Annotated in this window: 21 protein-coding genes and 1 tRNA gene; 14 read left to right on the top strand and 8 right to left on the bottom strand. The window is 52.2% G+C overall.

Going from position 1 to position 23,096, the window contains the following annotated elements; translation table 11 throughout:
- Nucleotides 1-11: 11 nt before the first annotated feature.
- Entirely contained in the window at nucleotides 12-1,571 is a 1,560-nt protein-coding gene (locus RHH81_RS01935) for a glycoside hydrolase family 3 N-terminal domain-containing protein (protein WP_310743292.1), read from the bottom strand.
- 349 nt (nucleotides 1,572-1,920) lie between these two features.
- Between RHH81_RS01935 and RHH81_RS01930 the strand changes: the two genes are divergently transcribed.
- Nucleotides 1,921-2,064, top strand: a complete 144-nt coding sequence (locus tag RHH81_RS01930) for a hypothetical protein (RefSeq protein WP_181495457.1) — start codon at nucleotides 1,921-1,923, stop codon at nucleotides 2,062-2,064.
- Between the two features lie 757 nt (nucleotides 2,065-2,821).
- Here RHH81_RS01930 and sat read toward each other — a convergent pair.
- Complete coding sequence (sat, locus tag RHH81_RS01925; RefSeq protein ID WP_302678705.1) at nucleotides 2,822-4,018, bottom strand: sulfate adenylyltransferase; 1,197 nt, start codon at nucleotides 4,016-4,018, stop codon at nucleotides 2,822-2,824.
- 83 nt (nucleotides 4,019-4,101) lie between these two features.
- Here sat and RHH81_RS01920 point away from each other — a divergent pair, with 83 nt between their 5' ends.
- The 3 genes from RHH81_RS01920 (at nucleotide 4,102) to RHH81_RS01910 (ending at nucleotide 9,016) form a co-directional block, all read left to right on the top strand.
- The gene (locus RHH81_RS01920; protein ID WP_310743291.1) at nucleotides 4,102-5,022 is read left to right on the top strand and encodes an alpha/beta fold hydrolase; all 921 of its coding nucleotides are present in this window, start codon (nucleotides 4,102-4,104) and stop codon (nucleotides 5,020-5,022) included.
- A gap of 54 nt (nucleotides 5,023-5,076) precedes the next feature.
- Nucleotides 5,077-6,507 carry a sodium/glutamate symporter gene (locus RHH81_RS01915; RefSeq protein WP_310743290.1) on the top strand — a complete coding sequence of 477 codons (1,431 nt, stop codon included), beginning with the start codon at nucleotides 5,077-5,079 and terminating at the stop codon, nucleotides 6,505-6,507.
- Nucleotides 6,508-6,589: 82 nt separating this feature from the next.
- Complete coding sequence (locus RHH81_RS01910; RefSeq protein ID WP_302678703.1) at nucleotides 6,590-9,016, top strand: sucrose synthase; 2,427 nt, start codon at nucleotides 6,590-6,592, stop codon at nucleotides 9,014-9,016.
- Nucleotides 9,017-9,064: 48 nt separating this feature from the next.
- Here the strand turns inward: RHH81_RS01910 and RHH81_RS01905 are convergent, their stop codons facing one another.
- Nucleotides 9,065-9,709 carry a response regulator transcription factor gene (locus tag RHH81_RS01905; RefSeq protein ID WP_206200835.1) on the bottom strand — a complete coding sequence of 215 codons (645 nt, stop codon included), beginning with the start codon at nucleotides 9,707-9,709 and terminating at the stop codon, nucleotides 9,065-9,067.
- 68 nt (nucleotides 9,710-9,777) lie between these two features.
- Complete coding sequence (locus tag RHH81_RS01900) at nucleotides 9,778-11,454, bottom strand: diguanylate cyclase (protein WP_302678701.1); 1,677 nt, start codon at nucleotides 11,452-11,454, stop codon at nucleotides 9,778-9,780.
- Between the two features lie 228 nt (nucleotides 11,455-11,682).
- On the opposite strand from RHH81_RS01900, the gene RHH81_RS01895 reads away from it, so the two are divergent.
- Nucleotides 11,683-12,774, top strand: coding sequence for a chlorophyll a/b binding light-harvesting protein (locus RHH81_RS01895; protein WP_206201572.1), 1,092 nt, complete (start codon nucleotides 11,683-11,685; stop codon nucleotides 12,772-12,774).
- A 69-nt stretch (nucleotides 12,775-12,843) separates the two neighbouring features.
- Here the strand turns inward: RHH81_RS01895 and RHH81_RS01890 are convergent, their stop codons facing one another.
- The 3 genes from RHH81_RS01890 to RHH81_RS01880 all read right to left on the bottom strand — a co-directional run bounded on the left by RHH81_RS01890 (nucleotide 12,844) and on the right by RHH81_RS01880 (nucleotide 13,849).
- On the bottom strand, nucleotides 12,844-13,062 hold the full coding sequence (locus RHH81_RS01890) for a hypothetical protein (RefSeq protein ID WP_206200833.1): 219 nt from the start codon (nucleotides 13,060-13,062) through the stop codon (nucleotides 12,844-12,846).
- Between the two features lie 2 nt (nucleotides 13,063-13,064).
- Nucleotides 13,065-13,718: a DUF3318 domain-containing protein gene (locus RHH81_RS01885; protein WP_310743289.1), complete on the bottom strand. Its 654-nt coding sequence runs from the start codon at nucleotides 13,716-13,718 to the stop codon at nucleotides 13,065-13,067.
- 57 nt (nucleotides 13,719-13,775) lie between these two features.
- Nucleotides 13,776-13,849 (bottom strand) — tRNA-Pro (locus RHH81_RS01880).
- 1,022 nt (nucleotides 13,850-14,871) lie between these two features.
- On the opposite strand from RHH81_RS01880, the gene RHH81_RS01875 reads away from it, so the two are divergent.
- The 9 genes from RHH81_RS01875 to RHH81_RS01835 all read left to right on the top strand — a co-directional run bounded on the left by RHH81_RS01875 (nucleotide 14,872) and on the right by RHH81_RS01835 (nucleotide 21,438).
- Complete coding sequence (locus tag RHH81_RS01875; protein ID WP_399364497.1) at nucleotides 14,872-15,411, top strand: ferrous iron transport protein A; 540 nt, start codon at nucleotides 14,872-14,874, stop codon at nucleotides 15,409-15,411.
- 14 nt (nucleotides 15,412-15,425) lie between these two features.
- A complete protein-coding gene (gene feoB / locus RHH81_RS01870; RefSeq protein WP_310743288.1) occupies nucleotides 15,426-17,723 on the top strand; it encodes a Fe(2+) transporter permease subunit FeoB in 2,298 nt (765 codons plus the stop codon).
- A gap of 2 nt (nucleotides 17,724-17,725) precedes the next feature.
- Nucleotides 17,726-17,974: a FeoC-like transcriptional regulator gene (locus RHH81_RS01865; protein WP_206200830.1), complete on the top strand. Its 249-nt coding sequence runs from the start codon at nucleotides 17,726-17,728 to the stop codon at nucleotides 17,972-17,974.
- Nucleotides 17,940-18,470 carry a non-heme ferritin gene (gene ftnA, locus RHH81_RS01860; RefSeq protein WP_206200829.1) on the top strand — a complete coding sequence of 177 codons (531 nt, stop codon included), beginning with the start codon at nucleotides 17,940-17,942 and terminating at the stop codon, nucleotides 18,468-18,470. The genes RHH81_RS01865 and ftnA overlap by 35 nt, the downstream gene beginning before the upstream one ends.
- 171 nt (nucleotides 18,471-18,641) lie before the next feature.
- Complete coding sequence (gene rsmD, locus RHH81_RS01855; RefSeq protein ID WP_206200828.1) at nucleotides 18,642-19,199, top strand: 16S rRNA (guanine(966)-N(2))-methyltransferase RsmD; 558 nt, start codon at nucleotides 18,642-18,644, stop codon at nucleotides 19,197-19,199.
- A complete protein-coding gene (locus RHH81_RS01850; RefSeq protein ID WP_206200827.1) occupies nucleotides 19,196-19,381 on the top strand; it encodes a hypothetical protein in 186 nt (61 codons plus the stop codon). Before rsmD ends, RHH81_RS01850 begins: the two co-directional genes overlap by 4 nt.
- A gap of 104 nt (nucleotides 19,382-19,485) precedes the next feature.
- Nucleotides 19,486-20,448, top strand: coding sequence for an aldo/keto reductase (locus tag RHH81_RS01845; protein WP_206200826.1), 963 nt, complete (start codon nucleotides 19,486-19,488; stop codon nucleotides 20,446-20,448).
- Nucleotides 20,449-20,469: 21 nt separating this feature from the next.
- Complete coding sequence (locus RHH81_RS01840; RefSeq protein WP_206200825.1) at nucleotides 20,470-20,646, top strand: hypothetical protein; 177 nt, start codon at nucleotides 20,470-20,472, stop codon at nucleotides 20,644-20,646.
- Nucleotides 20,647-21,438, top strand: a complete 792-nt coding sequence (locus tag RHH81_RS01835; RefSeq protein WP_206200824.1) for a cobalt-precorrin-6A reductase — start codon at nucleotides 20,647-20,649, stop codon at nucleotides 21,436-21,438.
- On the opposite strand, the gene ilvD is transcribed toward RHH81_RS01835, so the two are convergent.
- Nucleotides 21,401-23,083: a dihydroxy-acid dehydratase gene (ilvD, locus tag RHH81_RS01830; RefSeq protein ID WP_206200823.1), complete on the bottom strand. Its 1,683-nt coding sequence runs from the start codon at nucleotides 23,081-23,083 to the stop codon at nucleotides 21,401-21,403. The two genes, RHH81_RS01835 and ilvD, sit on opposite strands and share 38 nt — an antisense overlap.
- Nucleotides 23,084-23,096 lie beyond the last annotated feature (13 nt).

Raw genomic sequence — 23,096 nt, 5'->3', positions numbered from 1 at the left:
CTCGCAAAAGATCAAGAAACCTTTAGCAAGGACGCTAGGGTCAGACCTTGGGCGATGCTGTAGTGCCCATAGCTAAAAACGCGGGGCACATCGGAGTGCAGATGCTGGGCAATTTCGCGGTAGGCGTAGGGACTGCCATAGACCACCAGACCCGCCAGTTGATTTTGGGCTTGCAGTCGTTCGAGGGTGGCGATCGCTGGCGCACTTAAACCCGCTTTGCCTCGGAAGGGATTGCCACGACTAAACACCTGCACTAAGGTCGGTGCCTTGGGGAAGCCCTCAATCATGGTGAGGGGCGTTTGCTGATCAATCACCACCCGTTGGTCAAAGCCCCAAGTGGGGGGCAGTGTCAATGCGGGACAAGTACGGTTCAAAAAGCTAGCGTGCAGAGCATCATCCACGATCAGACAATTCACCCCTAAGGGCACAGGTTGCAAGGCTGAACCGCCACGTTCCAGACTCTCTTGGGCAATGGTGGTGGCCACCTCAACGGCTGGTGTCGTTTGGAAATAGTCCAACTGTAATGCTAGAGGCTGAAGGCGAGCCTTCGCGGCTTGAATGCGGGCTACAGCGGCCTGAATGCGCTCAGGAGGAATCCGCCCTGACTCAACGGCGGCAACCACCGCTTCAATGGCTGCCGGCGGATCCAAGGGCATGAGCAGAATATCGGCACCTGCTTCTACGGCTTTGACGGCAGCTTCGGCGGTACCGTAGGTGTTGGCGATCGCCCCCATGACCAAGGCATCGGTTACAATTAGACCCTTAAACCCCATCTCTTGGCGCAGGATTCCCGTGAGAATCGGGGGAGACAGGGTGGCGGGTCGCTCGGCATCCAAGGCGGGTAGGTGGACATGGGCGCTCATGACGGTATCCACCCCGGCAGCAATGGCAGCAATAAAGGGCGGCCATTCAATAGCTTGCAGGCGATCGCGATCGTGGGGAATCACGGGCAGTTCCAAATGCGAATCCGTGGCTGTATCCCCATGGCCGGGAAAATGCTTTGCCGTTGTGAGCACTGGATAGGCCCGTGCCCCTTGAATAAACGCGGTCGCAAGGGCACTCACAATGTCTGGCTCCTCGCCAAAGGCACGGACATTAATCACTGGGTTCGCCGGATTATTATTCACGTCCACCACCGGGGCGAGAACCCAATTCAAGCCAATGGCTAAAGCTTCGGCTGCGGTGTATGCCCCCATTTCCTTTGCAAGGTCAACTGCCCGTTCGCGGTTCTTTTGGGCAATGGCACCTAAAGCTGCTGGCGGGGGAAATTGTGTGGCACCACTGAAGCGTTGACCAACCCCCTCCTCAATGTCAGCAGCCAACAGCAGTGGGATCGTTGCCCAAGATTGGAGCTGGCAACAGCGTTCTGCCACTTCGACGGCACTGCCCCCCAAGAGAATCACCCCACCAACTCCCCAGTCTTTAATCCAGTGTTTTAAGGTGTTTTGGGGCGGCTCCCAAGCGGGATACTGAATCTGGCTGTCGTAGAGGTAGCCACTGGCTCGTACAACCACCATCTGCGCCACCTGTGCCCGCAGCGAAAGCTCAGAAAGAGGGGGAATAAATGTCATGGGTGTGATCTCATTCAGAGCAAAATTTCACAAATGAATAACTTTCTTATTCAGCATATAAAAAATTGTCTCAAACTCCCTCAGGTCACTGGTCTGATTTTTTATACTAAAAGTACAGCCTTTACAGCCCTTTTCTAAGTACGGGCTGCATAAGGGGAAATGAACCTCCTCTATAGGAGCCTTAGTTGTTTTGAGTGTGTTCCATTCATGTGAAAAGGGCTGTACCTAATGATCTTGAGGCAAAGTCCGATTCCGTTGCTCCGGTAGAGCAAGTTTCAAGTTTTTCCTGCGGTGTTCAATCATTAAGCCAAAGGCTGAAGCCTAAATCGCTTTCTTTAGGAGTTGACCTATGTTAAAAGCACTACGTGAGAAACTGCAAAGTATGATGGTCTTTTTGATGGAGGCATTTGGGCGCATCTTCACCCCTCGCAATGATCACTATCCTTCCACAGGAGCACAGCCCTTCACGGGAACACCCTCCCGTAAGAGTTAGTTACTGTCTTCCGCAAGCAGAATCCCTGTAGAGACTTTACAGGTAAAAATAACTGGTATTCCTTCCGCATCAGCTCCGCCATAGCGGCAATCATGGGGCTGGTGCAGTTTTTTATGAGCTTGGGGCGATCGCCCAAACTGTTAAAACCTAGAAATAACGCTCAGCGCTAAGGGTACCACCAAAAGGTTGCAACCACTGAATCTAACGGCATATTTCAGAATCAGTTAAGGAATATTTCAGATATTGAATTTCCCGTTAACATTTGAGCATTCCCAAAGGCCTATGCTAACTTAAAAGTAGGCACAGAAAGAAAGGTTAACGATAAGAGTGAACTTAAGGCTTGTGCCTCCCAGTCCTTGAGTTCGGGATAAAGCAAAGTTACTCCAAGATAAATCTCACTCCTGTCTTGCGAGTAATATCAAAACCAATCCTTTGAGCTTCACCGTTGTATAGTTGTCCTCTCGCTTTATCCAGCCTTATCGTTTGTGTGGTTACTGCCGAAGTCCCCATCCTGTCGTCCATGGGAGTTAAGGCAAAGCTAGGTAACCTCCTAGTATCCAAGGTCGTCAACGTTGACAGCAATCCATTACCTAGTGTCCATGCTCCAAGCTTGATCGGTTGAGATCGCCTAGTGGGGGTTTTGATCGCCAGCTAAAACCACGTTTTGTCCACGTTAGTTGTTGAGTTACTTTCGTCATTGCTAACTTCGTTAGGGGTCTTGCTGCCATCAGCTTGACCCCCTCGTTTTATGTTTAGGCTATGGCGTGAGTTGCGGTTGTCGCATGGCGCGTGCCAGTTCTGCTGCTACTTCTGGACGCGAAAACTCTGGAGGTGGCAATTCGCCCCGGCGCAGCATTTCCCGTACCTTTGTCCCTGAGAGGTGAATGCGCTCTTCGGGTTTGCTGGGACTGGTTTTACTGGTGGCCATAGACTGGGTGCGGGTGCAGTAGAAGGCATGCTCAAATTTCAAGGGAATAATCCCCAAGGCTGCTGGATCAAATTCATCGAAGATATGTTGGGCATCGTAGGTGCCGTAGTAGTCCCCCACACCCGCGTGATCGCGACCAACAATGAAATGGGTACAGCCGTAGTTCTTACGGACGAGGGCATGGAAAATCGCTTCCCGTGGCCCTGCATAGCGCATCGCTGCCGGATTAATGGCCAGAATCACCCGATCTTTGGGGAAGTAGTGCTCGAGCATGATTTCATAGCAGCGCATCCGCACATCGGCGGGAATGTCATCCTCCTTGGTGGCACCTACGAGGGGATGCAAAAAGAGACCATCGACGATTTCAAGGGCACATTTTTGGATATATTCGTGGGCGCGGTGGATCGGATTGCGGGTCTGGAACCCCACAATGGTGCGCCAACCTTTTTCACGGAAGAGGGCACGGGAATCCACCGGATCAATGCAGTAGTTGGGAAATTGGGGATGGGGATGCCGCTCTAGGAGCCAAATCGGGCCTGCAAGGTTGACTTCTCCCTGTTCATAGACCACCTTGACACCGGGGTGTTTGTCATCTTCAGTGCGATAGACACAGCGCGCCTCACGGCGTTTGTCATAGGTATATTTTTCGGTGAGTTCGAGAATACCCAAAAACTGACCCGCTGCGTTATCGAGGCGAATGGTTTGGCCAATTTCTAGGCGAGCAGCCACCTCCGCACTGACAGAGAGGGTAATGGGAATTGACCAAGGCAAACCATTGGCAAGGTACATTTCTTCAACGACCCGCTCGTAGTCGGCCTGTCCCATAAACCCCGTCAGAGGACTAAAGCCACCAATGGCGATGAGTTCTAAATCGGAGACAGCGCGCTCATCAAGGGTAATGCGGGGCAATTGATCGGCACGGGCGAGCCACGCCTGTTTTTGTTCGGAGGAGAGAATCCGATTGACGAGGATACCGCCGTGGGGGGCGATCGCATCCTTTGTCTGTACTGTCGGTGATGGACTCAATGTGGAACTCCTTTTTGGGGTTGGATGAACCTGTTGCAAAACTTCATAACTAAGATAGAAGTCATTATTGGACGAATAGGTGCATGAGACAACTGGTAGACCCCTATCGTTATGGCGTCGAGCGGGAGTGGTGCTGGCGAGGATGGCAGAGTCGCTATAGCTTTTGGTGGCCTGCTGCTGTAGATGAGAAGAAGGGGAGATCTCCAGTGATTTTGCTCCACGGCTTTGGGGCGTCTCTACGGCATTGGCGATACAATCTTCGGGTTTTGGGAGACTATCAGCCGACCTATGCTCTCGATTTAATAGGATTGGGGGCAGCAGAAAAGCCCATTGCGGCCTATGGGGCTGAGTTTTGGGCGGCTCAGGTTCATGCCTTTTGGCAAAAGATTGTCGGGCAGCCAGCGGTGATTGTTGGCAACTCCATTGGGGCGTTGATTGCCCTGACCTGTGCTTATCGCTATCCGCAGATGGCGGCGGGGGTGGTGATGCTAAGTCTGCCGGATCCAGCGGTGCGCGAGGAGTTGATTCCGAGGGCGATCGCTCCCCTTGTGAGCGGAATTGAACAGATTTTTACGGCTCCTTGGCTGCTGCGCACCCTTTTTTACACGATTCGCCGTCCCTTCATTGTCAAGCGTTGGGCACAATTGGCCTACGCCAACCCCAACTGTGTGGATGATGAATTGCTGGACATCCTGCTCACCCCTGCCTATGACCGTGATAGCGATCGCGCCTTTGGGCAAATCATTCGCGCCATGAGCCGCACGGACTTTGGGCCGAGTGCCAAGACAATGCTCAAGAGCGTGCCCCAACCCCTATTGCTGATTTGGGGACGACAGGATCGCTTCATCCCGCCAATGCTGAGCCAGCAGTTTCAACAGGTACAACCAAGGATGCAGGTGGTGGAGTTGGATCACACGGGGCACTGTCCCCACGATGAGCAGCCCGATCGCGTCAATGCGTTGCTTTTGGATTGGTTGCGCAGCCACGAACTTGGGAGGGGTTGAGTCCTACGGTTGCAGGCTCTATGATCACGACAATCTTCAGAGTTGGCATGGCAGATGTTTAGGCTGATTACAGTTTTCTGGGCGTTTATTTTTATTGGTGTTTTGCTGCTGTTGGGGCGAATTGTGCGGCAGCGTTGGGCACTGATGCGATCGCTCTATATGCCCAGTTCAGTCATTGCGGGCGTTTTGGGACTCATTCTTGGCCCTAGTGTCCTTGGGGCGATCGCCAGTCAAATTGCTCCCAACTCCGGTTTAGGGAACGGTCTTTTTGCCGAAGACATCCGCGAAGTTTGGAAACAGTCTCCCAGTATTTTCATCAACATAGTTTTTGCCTGTCTATTTCTAGGGGAGATCATCCCTAGCCCTCGGGAAATTTGGCAGAAAGCTTCACCGCAGGTCGCCTTTGGTCAGATTTTGGCTTGGGGGCAATACGTGGTGGGGCTGCTGCTGACGTTGCTCGTTCTCACTCCTGTATTTGGCATGGATCCAATTGCTGGTGCCCTGATTGAGATCAGCTTTGAGGGGGGGCATGGGACTGCCGCCGGCATGGCCGATACCTTTAGGGAGTTAAACTTTACCGCTGGGGCTGATATGGCCTTGGGCTTGGCCACTGTGGGCTTAGTCTCTGGGGTGGTTTTTGGAGTGGCACTGATCAACTGGGCACGGCGCACAGGGCGCTTGCAGATCAAACCCTTGGTGGACTCTGAAACCGCGGAGAATCTCGACCCTCATCCCCACGATGACCTAGAAACACGGCAACGGCGGCGACAACTGCTGCGGGAGTTACTCATTGATCCTTTGTCATTAAATTTCTGTTTTGTGGGTTTGGCGATTATTGTGGGCTGGGTGATTCTTGAAGCGCTGCGACTCCTAGAGCGTCTCACTTGGGGACAAACGGGTTTAAAGCTCATGGCCTATGTGCCCCTATTTCCCTTGGCGCTGATCGGTGGCATTATTGTGCAGCTCATCCTGACCCGTTGGCGCAAACAGTACCTGATTAGCCGGCCACTGATTAACCGTATTGGCGGTGTCGCCTTGGATGTGACGATTATTACCGCCTTGGCCACCCTCTCTTTAGCCGCCATTGGTGAAAATCTCATTCCCTTTCTCCTCTTGAGTGTGGGGGGAATTGCTTGGAATCTCTTTGTCATGCTCTATTTAGCGCCGCGAATTTTGCCCATGTTCTGGTTTGAGCGGGGAATTGGCGACATGGGGCAATCGATGGGGGTGACATCTACTGGGCTATTGCTGATTCGTATGGTGGATCCCCACAACCAATCGGGCGCCTTGGAAAGTTTTGCCTACAAACAGATTCTCTTTGAGCCGATTGTCGGCGGTGGGTTATTTACGGCGGCGGCACCAATTCTGATCCGTAATTTTGGTGTGGTGCCTGTACTGGCGCTCACGGGCGGGCTGTTAGGCCTGTGGTTAGTGTTTGGATTGTGGAACTATGGCCAAATCCGGCGATCGCTAGCGCAAAATTGACCCCATTCAGGGAGAACCCTAGAATAGAAACGACTTGAGCCGCTGTGCCGTCTCAGGTAAAAGCCGTGTTGTGAGTTTGCCGATGACCTCTGTGCTCCTCAAATCCGTTGTTGAAAGTGATGAACGTGCCGATCTGCGCCAATTTTCACGCATCCTGCAACTAGGGGAAAAACGCTATCTCCTGCGCAATGATATTTTGGGCGCCTTTGCAGATTACTGTCGCGACCTCGATCGCCCTGTCCCCACACCCTTCGAATCCCGCCTCAGCAAGCTGGTGTTCTATACCCAAGAGATCATTGTTGACAACGAAAGTCTGTGTTGGATTATTCGGCCACGGATTGCGCAGCAGGAGGTGTGTCGGCTACTGGTGGAGGATTTGACGATCGTGCCGATGACAATTCCAGAGCTACTGGATCTGCGCGATCGCCTAGTCAATCGGTACCATCCCAATGAGGGGGATGTTTTTGAAATTGATGTCCAGCCCTTCTATGACTACTCGCCAATTATCCGTGATGCCAAGAATATCGGTAAGGGGGTGGAATTTCTCAATCGCTATTTATCCAGCAAGCTTTTCCAAGACCCGCGCCAGTGGCAGCAGAACCTCTTTAACTTTTTGCAAATTCACCGCTATAACGGCTATCAACTTCTGATTAACGAGCGGATTCGCTCTCCTCAACACCTCTCAGAACAGGTCAAACAAGCCCTAGTGGCACTGAGCGATCGCGCCTCCGACGAGGCCTACAGTGAGTTTCGCTTTGAACTCCAAAATCTGGGCTTTGAACCGGGTTGGGGCAATACGGCGGCACGGGTACGCGACACCCTAGAAATTTTAGATCAACTCTTGGATTCGCCCGATCACCAAGTGCTAGAGGCCTTTGTCTCGCGGATTCCGATGCTCTTTCGCATTGCCCTCATTTCTCCCCACGGCTGGTTTGGCCAAGAGGGGGTGCTGGGGCGACCCGACACCGGCGGGCAGGTGGTCTATATCCTCGATCAAGTGAAAAGCCTTGAAAAACAAATGCGGGAGGATTTAGAACTGGCCGGGCTGGGGGTACTGGCGGCACAACCTAAAATTATTGTGCTCACCCGCCTGATTCCCAATGCCGAAGGGACGCTGTGCAACCAACGCCTAGAGAAAATCTACGGCACCAACAACGCCTGGATCCTGCGGGTGCCGTTTCGCGAATTTAATCCCAAGGTGACCCAAAACTGGATTTCTCGCTTTGAAATCTGGCCCTATTTGGAAACCTTTGCCATTGACGCGGAGCGGGAGTTGCGGGCGGAATTTGGCCATGTGCCCGATTTAATTATTGGTAACTATTCCGATGGCAACTTGGTGGCTTTTTTGCTGGCGCGGCGAATGAAGGTGACCCAATGCAACATTGCCCATGCCCTCGAGAAATCCAAGTACCTCTTTAGTAACCTCTACTGGCAGGACTTAGAGGATAAATATCACTTCTCAATGCAATTTACGGCGGATCTGATTGCCATGAATGCTGCCAACTTTATCATCAGCAGCACCTACCAAGAGATTGTGGGCACACCCGACAGTATTGGCCAGTACGAGTCCTATCAATCCTTTACGATGCCTGACCTGTACCATGTGGTGAACGGCATTGAACTCTTTAGCCCGAAATTTAATGTGGTGCCACCGGGGGTGAATGAACAGGTTTACTTTCCCTACTACCACTATACGGAGCGGCTAGAGGGCGATCGCCAGCGGTTGGAGGAACTGCTCTTTACCCTTGAGGATCCGCAGCAGATCTATGGTTACTTAGAAAATCCGAACAAACGCCCTCTCTTTTCGATGGCACGGCTGGATCGGATTAAAAACCTCACAGGACTGGCAGAAGCCTTTGGCCGCAGCAAAGAACTGCAAGAGCGGTGTAATTTAATTTTGGTGGCAGGGAAATTGCGTACCGAAGACTCCAGCGATCGCGAGGAAATCGCCGAAATTGAGAAGCTCTATCAAATCATCCACGAGTACAATCTCCACGGTAAGATTCGCTGGCTAGGGATTCGTTTACCGAAAGCAGATTCGGGGGAAGTTTACCGCATCATTGCCGATCGCCAAGGGATTTTTGTCCAGCCGGCGTTGTTTGAAGCTTTTGGCCTGACGATTTTGGAAGCCATGATCAGTGGTCTGCCCACCTTTGGTACCCGCTTTGGTGGCCCTCTGGAAATTATCCAAGATGGGGTGAATGGTTTTTATATCAACCCAACCCACCTAGAAGAAATGGCGGAGACTATCCGCCGCTTTATAGAGGCTTGCGATCGCGATCCGCAGCAGTGGCAACGAATTTCCAAAGCGGGTATCCAGCGGGTCTATAGCACCTACACTTGGAAAATTCACTGTACACGCCTGCTTTCCCTTGCCAAGATCTACGGCTTCTGGAACTTCTCTTCCCAAGAAAACCGCGAAGACATGATGCGCTATATGGAGGCACTCTTCTATCTGCTCTATAAACCCCGCGCCCAAGCCCTATTGGCAGAACACATGCAGCGGTGATATGGGTTTAGCGACTAGGTGGGAAGCCCCGCGATCGTCGAGAGTATGTTACACGTAATGGTAATCGATCGCCCAGCGAGCCAATTCAGTGCGATTATGGCAGCCGGTTTTACCCAAAATATTGCTGACATGGCTTTCTACGGTACGCTGACTGACATGTAGTTCTGCCGCAATTTCACGATTCAACATTCCGCGGGCAACGTATTGGAGAATTCGGGTTTCTGTGGGAGTGAGTTCGACACCGGGGGGTGGTGTAGGCGCAGGAGGGGATTGCAGTCGTTGCGCTTCCCGCAGGCGAGCCGTTTGTTTGAGGAGGGCTTGGATTTGGGCGAGGAGTTCATCCGGTTCGAAGGGCTTGACTAGGTAAACATCACCGCCGGTTTGCAACCCTTTGATGCGATCGTGGGTTTGCCCCTTGGCCGAGAGAAAGAGCACCGGTAACCAACTGAGGTGTGTTTGTTGTCGCACTGCACTGACAAAGCTATAGCCATCCATCTGGGGCATCATCACATCACAAATAATTAAGTCGGGCGTCTGCTGCTGCAGAATTGCCAGACCTTCGTTGCCATGGGCTGCCGTCAGTACACGATACCCCTGCATCTCAAGGTAATCCTTGACCAAGAGGACAAGATTAGGGTCGTCATCTACCAGTAGAATCGTGGCATTTTGCGCAGGGGACGCCTCAAGGTTCATACATTCAGAGCAGTTAACGGTGCTGACGCCAAGTCTTACTAAGAATGAGGGTGCTCCTATAGGATAGCTTATTCCTGTTGGGGGGAAGCATTGGCCAGCTCTGGAGACATCTCCTTTGGCGCCGTGGCAATCTGAGAACGTCCCGCTGCCTTAGCGGCATAGAGGGCATCATCGGCTATCTTCACCAGTTGTAGTAAGGTCTCCCCGTGGGTGGGAAACTGACTGATGCCGGCACTAAAACTCACCTTGAAGCTGTCATGGTTGGGGGCGTGGAAGGTATGGTTGCGCAATCGCTGTAAACAGATGGCAAGGCGGTGTTTGGCCACATCAAGGGAAATATCATAGAGGGCAATTAAAAATTCTTCGCCACCCCAGCGAGCCACGACATCTTCCATCCGTAGGGACTGTCGCAACATTCGAGCGGTGGTCACCAATACCTGATCGCCAACGTCGTGACCATAGGTGTCATTGATGCGTTTGAAATGGTCTAAATCCAAAACGGCGATGCAAAGAGTTTGCTGTTGGCGGTTGGCAAGGGTCAAAAAGCGTTCAATCTCTTCTGTGGCTTTACGACGATTGCTCAATCCCGTGAGGGGATCTACCTCTGCCAAGCGTTTCAGGAGGCGGGTACGCTCTAGGCGATTGATGATCCGCGTCATTAGCTCAGGGCCGACAATTGGCTTGCTAACAAAATCATCGGCGCCAGCGGCAAAGAGTTGGGTGACAAGGGCTGGATCAGTGGTTGCGGTAAGAAAAAGAATTGGCAGCTGATTCCAGTGAGGATCATTGCGCACCACTTGGCAGAGTTCTAGGCCGTTAATGCCGGGCATTTGGACATCGAGAATAACCAATTCGGGGTTGGTGGCCTCTAGGACATCCCAAAATTGATCGGGATCCTGAAGGGAGGTGACACTCATTCCCCAGGGTTCCAAGAGCCGTTTCAAGATGGCTAGGGTGACGGCGTCATCATCCACGGTCAGGATACTAGCGGAGGTCATTTCTTGAGGTTGCAGTAACTGTTCGAGAGTCTGCAAGAGTCGCTCAAGATCAACAGGCTTACTCAAGGTGATCCGTGAGCCAAGGCGAATGGCGGCGAGGCGATCGCGCCAGGTGTCACGGGCAGTAAATACTAGGGCGGGGATGGGGGGACGATGTTGCCGCAACTGCTGCAAGAACTCGCGGGTGGTTACCTCATCAGGCATCACTTCAGGATTGAGAATGACAGCATTGGGCCAGCATTCCTCAAGTAAGGTGTTGACCAGCGGCCAGCTATCCATTGCGACGTAGCGGAACCCACCATCAACGGAGTGCTCCTCAAGGGAGCGAATTAACTCGGCGTCGTTATCAATGTGCAGGACAAGGGGCAGGCCTGAGTCGTTATGATTGTCAGGCTTGGAGGTGGCGATCGCGCTGAGGAGCTGCTGGACGATTTCAAGGAGCGCTGCTGGGGAGCAGGGATAGTGGTAATAAATCACTTGGGTTTCTGGCTGGGTTGGCCAATCCTTGCGGGTAAGAATCAAAATTGGCTCTTGAAACCCGCGATCGCGCACCTGCTGGCAAAAGGCCTCAACTGCCGTGCCTAAATGGGACTCATCCACAATCAATAGGTGATAGCGACTACTGGCCAATAGTCCCCAGAGGTCTTCAGAGCGAGCAACGACATCCACCCGATGATCCGCAGTGGTCAAGATAGAGACCAACGTTGCTGCCGTTGCCACGTCGTCGTGATAAAGCAAAATGGCCATACTTGCTCGCCAACAGCCTATTGCTATTACCCTACTGCCTTGGCTTGATCTTGCTCAAGTTCTCGGAGATACAGATTGCCGCTGGAGGGGAGTTACATATCTTTACATTTTATCCTTGCCAGATGCTAATAATTCTCAATAGTGGTGCTATAGTAGGCCTAGGCTTTATTGAGATTTATCCTCAATAAGTTCAGCGTCGATATTATGCGTTTATCGAAGGAGGAATGTATGGCGATCGCCAGTGAATCCCCAACCTCTGTGACTACACCACCACCAACAGGTGCAGGTTTACAAACCTATGGCCAAGCCAATGTCAAGTACGACTGGTGGGCAGGCAATGCCCGATTCGTGAACCTGTCGGGTCTATTTATTGCTGCCCATGTGGCGCAAGCAGCGCTAACTGTCTTTTGGGCGGGTGCCTTTACGCTCTACGAAATCTCCCAATACAAACCCGATCTACCCATGGGGGAACAGGGCTTGATTTTGCTGCCCCATTTAGCGACCTTAGGGTTTGGCATTGGCGAGGGCGGTAAAGTTGTGGATCTGTACCCCTACTTTGTCATTGGCGCCGTGCATCTCATTTCCTCAGCCGTGCTGGGTGCGGGTGCCCTCTTTCATACCTTTCGTGCCCCTCACGATCTCAGTACCGCCACAGGGCGGGCGCGGCGCTTCCATTTCCGCTGGGACGATCCGAAACAACTGGGGATTATTTTGGGGCATCATTTGCTCTTTTTAGGGTTTGGTGCCTTGCTATTAGTGCTCAAAGCAACCATCTGGGGCGGGTTGTACGATGCCAATTTGCAGACGGTACGCCTTGTCACCCAGCCCACCTTGGATCCCTTTGTCATCTATGGCTATCAAACCCACTTTGCCACTATTGACAATTTGGAAGATCTCGTGGGCGGGCATATCTATGTTGCCCTCTTGCTCATTGCGGGTGGCATTTGGCATATTCTTGTGCCGCCGCTGACTTGGGCGCGAAAAGTGCTGATGTTTAATGCTGAAGCGATCCTTTCCTACTCCCTTGGCGGCATTGCCCTCGCGGGATTTGTGGCGGCCTATTTTTGTGCGGTGAATACCCTCGCCTATCCCGTAGAGTTTTACGGACCACCCCTAGAAGTGAAACTGGGAATTGCTCCCTACTTTGCGGACACCATCGATTTACCCCTTGGGCAGCATACTCCCCGTGCTTGGTTGGCAAATGCTCACTTCTTCCTTGCCTTTTTCTTTCTTCAAGGGCACCTTTGGCATGCTCTGCGCGCCATGGGATTTAATTTCAAGCAATTAGAAGCTTTTCTCAATCCAGTTGTTGAAAGTTAATCGCAATATTTCTCCGCTTGAGCTATAGGTGCTGCCCTCGGTCAGAGCGATCGAGGGTTTTTTATGAATTCAAGGCAGGCTTTCATTTTTTTGGGAACGTTTGGTACCCCTCAGCTGTCGGGCGATCGCTGGCGCAAAGAAAATCAAAAAGGCAACTTGCGCCGTGAAGACCCAGCCATAGTACCGCAGGACAGGATGTAAATCCCACTGCGCCATAAACCCTAGACTGGCCACTGTCCATAGGAGAATGAGGGTTGGCAGCAGCAGTTGGCGTTTTGGCCGAGCCATGATTAAGATTCTGCTGGAGTGTCGTTTTGCATGGCCTGCATGCGGGCTTTGGCTTTGGCCGCACTCTTTTTCAGGGCTTGCAGACGTAGTTCATAGCGTTTGCGTTGGCGGCGATTGGGGGCTTGCTCAATTAGGAGCTTGAGGGCACTGCCAAGGCTTTTGTAGGCGTTGGGGAGTTCATAGCCAAAACGAGTCGCAAGGGCGATCGCCCGCTCATCAGCAGCAATGGCTTCCTTGAGAACCTTTTCACCATTATTGCGCTGGTAGAGCCGCCAGCCCGAAAAGCCACACAGCCCAAGGGCAAGCAGCAGCAACAGGCCATCCTGCACCCAGAGTTCTCCCACAGCACCCCCTAAACCAATCGCTAGTGCTGCCATCTCCCAGCCATCGCGGGGAATCGTGTCATTTTGAATGCGGGCGACCTCATGCCAAAAGAGGAGATTGCGCTGATCCTTGGCCAATTGATCCCAACGGGCTAAATCAATTTGAATCTCCACCTCATCTTTGCCAATTTCTTCGCAGGTAATGAGGGGAGGATTCACCCCACTGGCCGGTTCGATCGTCACCCAGCTTTGCAGCTCTGGTGGCAAGAGAGACTTGAGACGACGCAATTCTGCTAAGTCAGAACGGGCAACTGAGGATGCAGCCGAGGTCATAGCACAAGAAAATCCAAGGGTATTTCTTACCTATCTTAACAGTTTAAGGCTAACCAATCGGGATGACAGGATTTGAACCTGCGACCCCTTCGTCCCGAACGAAGTGCGCTACCAAGCTGCGCTACATCCCGACAACTTATCTAAGATAACACTTGCTGGGGTTTTCCTCAATGGCGATGGAGCGGTTGGCACAACCTAGGAAATTTAGTCCAGTTTTAGTCCATAGTTCAAACTAAGGCAGTGAAAACCCTCTTCAGAAGGGAGTTTGAAAAATCTGCTCTATTGCGGCACCCACAATCGGTCAAACAGAACCAGTCAGGTAGAGCCGTTTTCCAAGGGTTTAATAGCAACGCTTGTCTCTGGGGATGGCAACTGTAAACCTTAAGGAGAAGAACATCCCCCTCTCAAGTACGGTCAGATTTCGAGATCACCTTAAGTCGCGTGTTTGCCCTGATTCGTCTTGTTCATCTGCTCACAGCAGAACATTGCCCGCCGAGACAGCTCTACCGCACCAGAAAAACGATCCTAGTCGCTCTTCTTTACCTGATTGACAACGCTCGGCTTTTTCCCGACATGGACGATCCGCAGGTGTGGTACACCGATTACTACGATTTAATCGTTGCTGCCAAAGCGCTGGGAAGGGGGGATGACACCTTACCCCACTGACCTGAAAAACCCAATGAGTTCAAACGCTACTTGGACATCACAAGCTCTGACCTCGCTGGCCTGTTTATTTGTTTTATCGAGGCGGAGATGACCCAATCGCAGAAAAACAGCATCAAAACTTGGCTAACGACAAAACTTAGGCAAATTTTCAAGCTGCCTTTATGAGCAAGGGTGATTTCTAAACCCATAGGGACTTTCGTCGTTTTGAGCGGGTTTGATCGCCGTGACTTGCAGGAGCTTTGCGCATCCATAAAAAACGCTCTTTGTAAAATCTCTTATGAGATTAAATATCTTAATAAAAGACTTATTGCAAGTCTCAATATCTCACTTAAGACAAAATTCACACCAAAACTTTCAAATAGGCTCAGCTCTTAGGATGATTGGAGATAGGTTAAGACTTGCTAAAGTCACGGTGCCACTGCAAAGCTGTGCTATAAATTGAGAATTATATGCAATAACTAGCTTTCAAAAAATCATTAAATGCAATATGTCATCACCTTTGTGGCCACCCTTTACCTATATCGCCGACCCCCATTCTCGAAGACAGCGATGGAGACGAGGCATGTCTAATCTGATTTCCCTTGCTGAAGCTAAGGTGGGCGATCGCTACTGCATTGTGAAGTTAATGTGCAGCAATACCCAGCAACTGTTGGGGATGGGTCTGGCACCGGGGGCGATAATTAGCATCTTACATCGGGGCGATCGCGGGGCAGTCATGGTGGCTCTTGACTCAAAGCGGTTTTGTGTGAACCACGAGCTAGCCCAAAACATCTTGCTCAAAGAGCTGGAATTGGCAGCTGTAAACCTACGCAGTGCCCCCCTTGGTGCTCGCCTGCGCATTATCGGCTATGCCCCTACCACCCCCAGTTACAAACGCAAATTATTAGCCATGGGTTTAACCCCCGGCACCGAAGTTGAGGTTGTCCGCCATGCCCCCTTGGGTGATCCCACAGATATTAAGGTGCGAGGCTTTCATTTGAGCTTGCGTAAGGATGAAGCTGATGCCCTCAAAGTCCATCTGCTCTAGCAAAGGAGTGTGACATGGCAGCAACAATTGCGTTAATTGGTAACCCAAATTGTGGCAAAACAACAATTTTCAATGGTCTTACGGGGGCAAATCAGCGGGTAGGGAACTGGCCAGGAGTTACTGTTGAGCGCAAGGAAGGCCGCTATCGGGATCGCGACATCACTGTCCAAGTTGTGGATCTACCGGGGGTCTATGCCCTCGATGCTGAGGATAGCACTGGCTTAGACGAGCAGATTGCCCGCAAGTTTCTATTGGCGGGGGAATATGACTTGGTAGTGAATATTCTGGATGCCGCTAACTTAGAGCGCAATTTTTACCTCACATCACAATTGCTTGATCTAGGAGTCCCCCTCATCCTTGTCCTCAACATGATGGATGTGGCTCGTGCCACCAAAATCAAGATGGATATCCCAGCCTTGAGCCAGCGCTTAGGTCTACCGGTGCTGCCTTTTTGTGCCAAACAACAACAGCATTTTGCTCAACTGCGGCAAACTATTCGCACTGCCTTGGCAGCACCACCTGTTTCTAGCGTTAGTGTGCCCCAACCCCCTGTGATTGAAGAGGCTATTGCTGATTTGCTGACTCAAGGCCTCAAAAATCGGGCACAGGCCTTGGCTTGGCTGCAATATATTGAATCAGTTCCCAATGATGTTGTAGCACCACTGCGCCAATGGCGAGAGCGGATTCACCAGACCCTAGGAGAAGACATAGACCTTGTGATTGCCGATAGTCGCTATTGCTGGATTCAGCACCTAATGGCTGAGGTTCTGGAACAGGGCGATCGCCTGACAACAACAGTCTCTGATCGCATTGACCGCATTGCACTCAACCGCTGGTTGGGAATTCCCATTTTCTTGGCCGTCATGTACTTGATATTTCTCATCTCAATTAACGTGGGGGGTGCCTTTATTGACTTTTTTGATATTGGTGTCGGAACGCTGGTCGTGGGTTGGCCGACCCAAGTGCTGGAAACATTTAATGCCCCCGGTTGGCTCATTGGTCTTCTGGCAGAGGGAGTGGGGGGCGGTATCCAAACAACGGCAACATTTATTCCTCAAATTGGCTTGCTCTTTATTTTTCTCACACTTCTTGAAGACTCTGGTTATTTAGCACGGGCAGCCTTTGTCATGGATCGGTTGATGCGCTGGCTGGGCTTACCCGGTAAGTCCTTTGTACCGATGATGGTTTCCTTTGGCTGCAATATCCCCGGCATTATGGCCACCCGCACACTCGAGAATCGGCGCGATCGCCTGATGACGATTTTGATGAATCCCTTTATGTCCTGTGGTGCCCGCCTACCGGTCTATGCCCTGTTTGTTGCTGCTTTCTTCCCCCGCAGCGGCCAAAATATCGTGTTTTTGCTTTATATGGTGGGAATTGCCACAGCCATCTTCACGGGATTCTTGCTGAAGCGCACCCTCTTTCAAGGAGAGATTGCTCCGTTTGTAATGGAATTGCCCCCCTACCGTTTACCCACCTTCAGAGGGGTACTCCTGCGGGCTTGGGAGCGGCTAAAAACCTTTATTAGTCGAGCGGGCAAGATGATTGTCGTCCTTGTGGTCATTCTCGGACTGCTCAACTCTGTCGGCACCGATGGTCGCTTTGGCCAAAAGGATAGTACTCAATCAATTTTGAGCGCCTTTAGTCGCCAAATTACGCCGATTTTCTCGCCAATGGGGATTCAGTCCGACAACTGGCCAGCAACCGTAGGACTCTTTACGGGGATCTTTGCCAAGGAAGTGATGGTGGGAACGATGGATGCCCTCTATACAGAGTTAGCTCGCCAAGAAGCCCAAAGCACTGAAGCTGGGGATACACCAGAAGAACCCTTTTCAGTTTGGGGGGGATTAAAGGAAGCGGTGCTCAGCATTCCCAAAAATCTCAGTGAGCTGGGGCAACGGGTGCTTGATCCTTTAGGGTTCCATGTGTTGCAAGAGGCAGATAACCCCGAAGCCGCAGCTGAACTTCAGAGCGTGCACTACACAACATTTGGCCAGATGGCACAACGGTTTGGCACGACAACGGCAGCGATCGCCTTCCTGCTCTTTGTTTTGCTCTACTTTCCCTGTGTATCGGCCACTGCCGCCGTCTATCGAGAAACCAATTTGGGCTGGACTATCTTTGTAGCGGCTTGGACAACGGGATTGGCCTACTGGGTCGCCACTGCTTACTACCAACTCATGACCTTTGCGGCGCATCCGATGTTCTCGCTAATTTGGTTACTGGCTCTAGGGGCAGTGATGGGGATGGTAATCATGGCCTTGAAATATTGGGGCGATCGCCAGCGGTTTTCCTCGCCACAGGGGACATAATTATGCTCTTGCAACTGCAGGACTATATTCAGAAGCACCACGTGGTTTCCTTGGAAGAATTGGTTGCCCATTTTCAGGTACCGCCAGCGATGATTGAACTGATCCTTAGCCAACTCATCCGCAAAGGACGGGTGAAAAAAATCATCCCTAGCCACTGTGGCGGCTGTCATCAGTGTGGTTTTTACCCTCTTGAACTTTACGAATGGAGAATCAACAATGCTATCCCAAGCAATGACCAACCGGCTCAATGAGCAAATCAACCTTGAGATTTATTCAGCACATCTCTACTTGCAGATGAGTTCCTGGTGTGCCCACAAAGCCCTTGAGGGTTGTGCGGCGTTCCTCAGTCAACATGCTGATGAAGAAATGGCACACATGCGGCGGCTTTTGAACTACATGCATGAAACCGGTGCCTTGGCAATCCTAGGCGGTATGGAAGCTCCCCCACACACATTTCAGTCCCTGCGGGAGATGTTCAGTAAAGTTTATGAGCATGAACAGTTTGTAACTCACAAAATTAATGAGTTAGTGCAGTTAGCGGATACGGAGCCTGACTATGCGACGTTGCAATTTTTGCAGTGGTATGTGGCCGAGCAGCACCAAGAAGAGTTTTTGTTCAAGAGTATCCTTGACAAGATTGAACTGATTGGCACGGAGGGGCAAGGACTCTTCTTTATTGATCAGGAAATTGGCAGGCTTGCCCAAACCAAAGGAACCACGACAATGCAGTCAACGCCCGCAGCCTAAAGCCAAAAGGGTGCCGCTTCAGAAAGTGTCATGTGTCGCTACAGGAGTTCCCAAGGACTCAGAGTATCTTGTAGGTAGTGAGGAGTGATTCGCAAACAAAAGTCCTGGGGTCGAAACACGGCAAGACTCCCGGGGCTTTTTATTTTGGGCGAAAGCCGTTACCTTAAGCGTATGCCTCTGCGAATTTCTGGCCAGCGATCGCTCAAAACCCTTTCCGGTCACAGTACCCGTCCCACCCGTGCCAAAGTTCGCCAAGCCATTTTCAATATTTGGCAGGGTCGCCTCCAAGGATGTTGCTGGCTGGATTTGTGTGCTGGTACCGGTGCCATGGGAGCAGAAGCCCTGCTGCGGGGTGCCCAGTGGGTGGTGGCGATCGAACAGTCTCCCCAAGCCTGTCAAGTCATCCGCCAAAACTGGTCAACCCTTGCCCAGCCCCATCAGCACACTTTAGTTTTGCGGGGAGATGTGCGCCAGAAATTGACCCAAGTCCCTGTGCCTCAGTTTGACTTCATCTACTTTGATCCTCCCTATAATAGTGACTTATATCTACCCGTTCTCCAGTTAATTTGGCAGCAAAAGTGTCTTAGCCCTGAGGGAGAAATTGCTGTTGAGTGTCGCACAAAAAATCCACCAGATTTAGAGGCGATCTTGGCGATCGGCTGGCAGCAGCAACGCATTAAAACCTATGGCAGCACGACAGTACTCTTCTTGGTTTGTCACAAAAATTGACATTTACAGACATTGGTGGTGCGGAGTTGGTGGCGTGGCAGTTGCAGGAGGCGATTCAAGCGAGATACATTGTCCATGAATATTCTTCAGCGGGTTGCTGTGGGAGACTGAGCTTTGGGGTGGCCTTACTGATTCCGCGGGGAAATGATTCCCCCTTAGAGCTGTTTAATGCAGCGGATTAGGCGCTTTATGAAGCCAAGCACCAAGAGCGCAATCACGTCATCGTCAAACCCATTGTGCAGTCTCCCACCATCCCCCCTAGCTGTTCCTTTAAGAGAAGGATTGTATGCAAACTCGTCCCCTTGGTCGTACAGATATCCAAATTACGCCACTCATTCTTGGCACGTGGCAAGCGGGCAAGCGTTGGTGGGTCGGTATAGAAGATGAGATGTCCATTCGCACGATCCGCACGGCTGTGGAAGCAGGGATGACTACCATTGATACGGCTGAGGTCTATGGCGATGGGCATTCAGAGCGGATTGTGGCCGCAGCGGTCGGTGATTTGCGCGATCGCTGTGTCTATGCAACAAAGGTGTTTGCTAACCACTTGCGCTACAAGGAGGTCATTGCCGCCTGCGAGCGATCGCTGCGCAACCTGAACACTGATTACATTGACCTCTACCAAATTCACTGGCCTGCCGGCTCCTTTGGCTCAGAAATCGTGCCCATCGAGGAAACCATGCAAGCCATGGTGGAGTTGCAAGTGGCGGGCAAAATCCGTGCCATTGGGGTCTCCAACTTTTCCCGTGCTCAACTGGCGGAGGCGATGCAGTACGGACGCATTGAGAGTGTCCAGCCCCCCTATTCCCTCTTTTGGCGCTGGGCAGAAACAGAACTCATCCCCTTCTGTATTGAGCATGAGATTACCGTTTTGGCCTACTCCTCTCTCGCCCAAGGGTTGCTCACGGGTCGCTTTGGTCCCGGCCACCAGTTTGACCCTGAGGATAACCGTGCTAAAAACCAGCTCTTTCAGGGAGAAACCTACGACCGTGCCCTTGAAGCGATTGAGTTGATGAAACCGATTGCCCAGAGCTTGGGCAGCAGTGTCGGGAATTTGGCGTTGGCTTGGCTACTGCATCAACCGCAAACCTGTGCCATTGTTGGTGCCCGCCATCCGGAACAAGTGCTAGAAAATATCAAAGCGGCTGACCTTCAGTTAGATAAGTCCATTTTGGCCATGCTCGATGAAATTAGCCGGCCGGTCATTGCTACCCTTGATCCGGAGAATCCAGTAATGTGGAAGTGGTAGTTCAGATCCACTAACGTCTTTATGGAACTCCTCGGTCTGGGTGCAATTGTTCTCTACTTCTTGATTGCGCTGCGCTTTTGGCAAGGGTTTCACCGCACCTACTACACACAATCGCGCTTTGTTCTCAGCGTGCTGTGGCTACCGCTACTGATGAATAAGTCCTATCGAGAAAACTTTCGCCGAGCGTTGCTGGGCTAGGTGACTGGAGCGATTTGGCTGATTGGCGGCACCCAAGAGAGTCGCTGGATTGCCCAATTAATTGTCTGCCAAGGGTTTCCCTGCTGGGTGAGCGTGACCACAGCGGCGGCCTGCCATCTTTATGACGCGCATCCGTTGTTGAGTTGCCATATCGAGCGCTTGACCCCTGAGCGTGCCCGTGAGTTTATCGAGCAACATTCGATTCAAGCCGTGGTGGATGCGTCCCATCCCTTTGCGGTGGCAATCTCTGCCCTTGCCATTGCCATCAGCCAAGAATTTGGCTTGCCCTACCTGCGCTTTGAACGCCCAGCATTTCCGCCAGCTCTTGGCATCTATACTGATTTGCCAACACTGCTGCAAGGGGATCTCCTCATGGGTGAGCGGGTGTTGCTGACCCTAGGAGTCAAACATTTGGCAGCTTTTGCGCCCCTCCAGCGTCAGGCTACCCTCTTTGCACGGATTTTGCCCACAACAAGCGCACTGGAGGCTGCCTTGGCGGCGGGGTTCGATCGCCAGCGCTTAATTGCCATTTTCCCCCCCGTATCGCGAGAGTTAGAGCGTGCCCTCTGGCAACAGTGGCAGATTACAACGGTGGTGACCAAGGCCTCGGGTACCGAGAGTGAGCAGATCAAGCAGACCCTTGCCCGTGAGCTGGGGGTGAAGCTGATTACCCTGCAACGCCCTGCTCTGGTCTATCCGCGCCAAACGAGCGATCGCGCCGGTATCGAGGCCTTTTTGCAGGAATTAGCCACCTCTAAACAAAGCGATCAGTCACTGCCCCCAGACTACTAGAAGACACGAGTTTGGCATACTTGGCCAATACCCCACGGGTATAGCGAGGTGCCGGGGGCTGCCATTTAGCCCGCCGCGCTGCCAGTTCTTCCTCACTGACATTCAGTTGCAGCAGCCGCCGATGGGCATCAATGGTGATCGAGTCTCCTTCTTCCACAAGGGCGATCGTGCCACCTACTGCCGCCTCTGGGGCAACGTGACCCACGACCATGCCATAGGTTCCACCAGAGAAGCGACCATCGGTAATGAGGCCAACACTATCCCCTAAACCGGCACCAATAATGGCAGAGGTGGGAGCCAGCATTTCTCGCATCCCCGGACCACCCACAGGGCCTTCATAGCGAATGACAATGACATCGCCGCGGTTGATCTTACCGGCCAAAATGGCCTCTAAACAGGCCTCCTCAGAGTCAAAGACCCGCGCCGGACCGGTAATCTGCGGATTTTTTACCCCAGAGATTTTGGCGACAGCGCCCTCAGTGGCTAAATTCCCTTTGAGAATGGTCAGGTGGCCGGTGGCGTAGAGAGGCTTGTCAAACGGACGAATCACCTCTTGGTTGGGGTCGGGGGTATCGGGCACATCCCGCAGCCGCTCGGCAATGGTTTCCCCCGTAATCGTGAGGCAATCCCCGTGGAGTAGGCCAGCATTGAGGAGCATTTTCATTACTTGGGGAATGCCCCCTGCCCGATGTAGATCCGCAGTCACGTATTTACCCGAGGGCTTGAGATCGCAGAGGACGGGCACCCGCTGGCGAATGGTTTCAAAGTCATCAATGGTGAGGGGAACCTCGGCACTGTGGGCGATCGCCAGAAAGTGCAGCACGGCATTTGTCGAGCCACCGATCGCCATAATCACACTGAGGGCATTTTCAATGGATTTGCGGGTGATAATATCACGGGGTCGAATATTCTTACGAATCGCCTCCACCAGCACCTTGCCCGCCAACTCTGTATTGTCGGCTTTTTCAGCATCCTCCGCTGTCATTGTTGACGAGTACATTAGGCTCATGCCCATGGCTTCAAAGGCTGAGGACATTGTGTTGGCCGTGAACATACCGCCGCAGGAACCCGCCCCCGGACAAGCATGGTGCTCGATGGCATGGAGCGTCGCCTCATCCATTTTGCCGGCACTAAACTGACCCACCGCTTCAAAGGCGCTAACCACCGTCAGGTCTTGACCCTGCCAATGACCGGGCTTAATCGTGCCCCCATAGACAAAAATGGCGGGAATGTTCATCCGTGCCATGGCAATCATCGCGCCGGGCATATTTTTGTCGCAGCCACCAATCGCCAGCACCCCATCCATACTTTGGGCATTACAGGCGGTCTCAATCGAATCAGCAATCACATCCCGCGAGACGAGAGAGTATTTCATCCCCTCCGTGCCCATGGAAATACCATCGCTGACCGTAATTGTGCCAAACAACTGCGGCATTCCCCCCGCTGCCCGAATGCCTGCTTCGGCACGACTGGCAAGGGCAGCAATCCCCATATTGCAGGGGGTAATCGTACTGTGGGCACTGGCCACCCCAACAATCGGCTTGTTGAAATCCTCATCGCCAAAGCCCACGGCTCGCAGCATGGCTCGGTTGGGGGTGCGTTGAACGCCTTCTGTAATGATGCGACTGCGCCAGTTTTCTGCCATAGTGTTCTCGCGA

Source organism: Thermosynechococcus sp. PKX95 (genome assembly GCF_031583295.1).
GTDB lineage: Bacteria > Cyanobacteriota > Cyanobacteriia > Thermosynechococcales > Thermosynechococcaceae > Thermosynechococcus.
The sequence above is the reverse complement of the archived record's forward strand: the minus strand, read 5'-3'. Positions and strand labels throughout refer to the sequence as shown.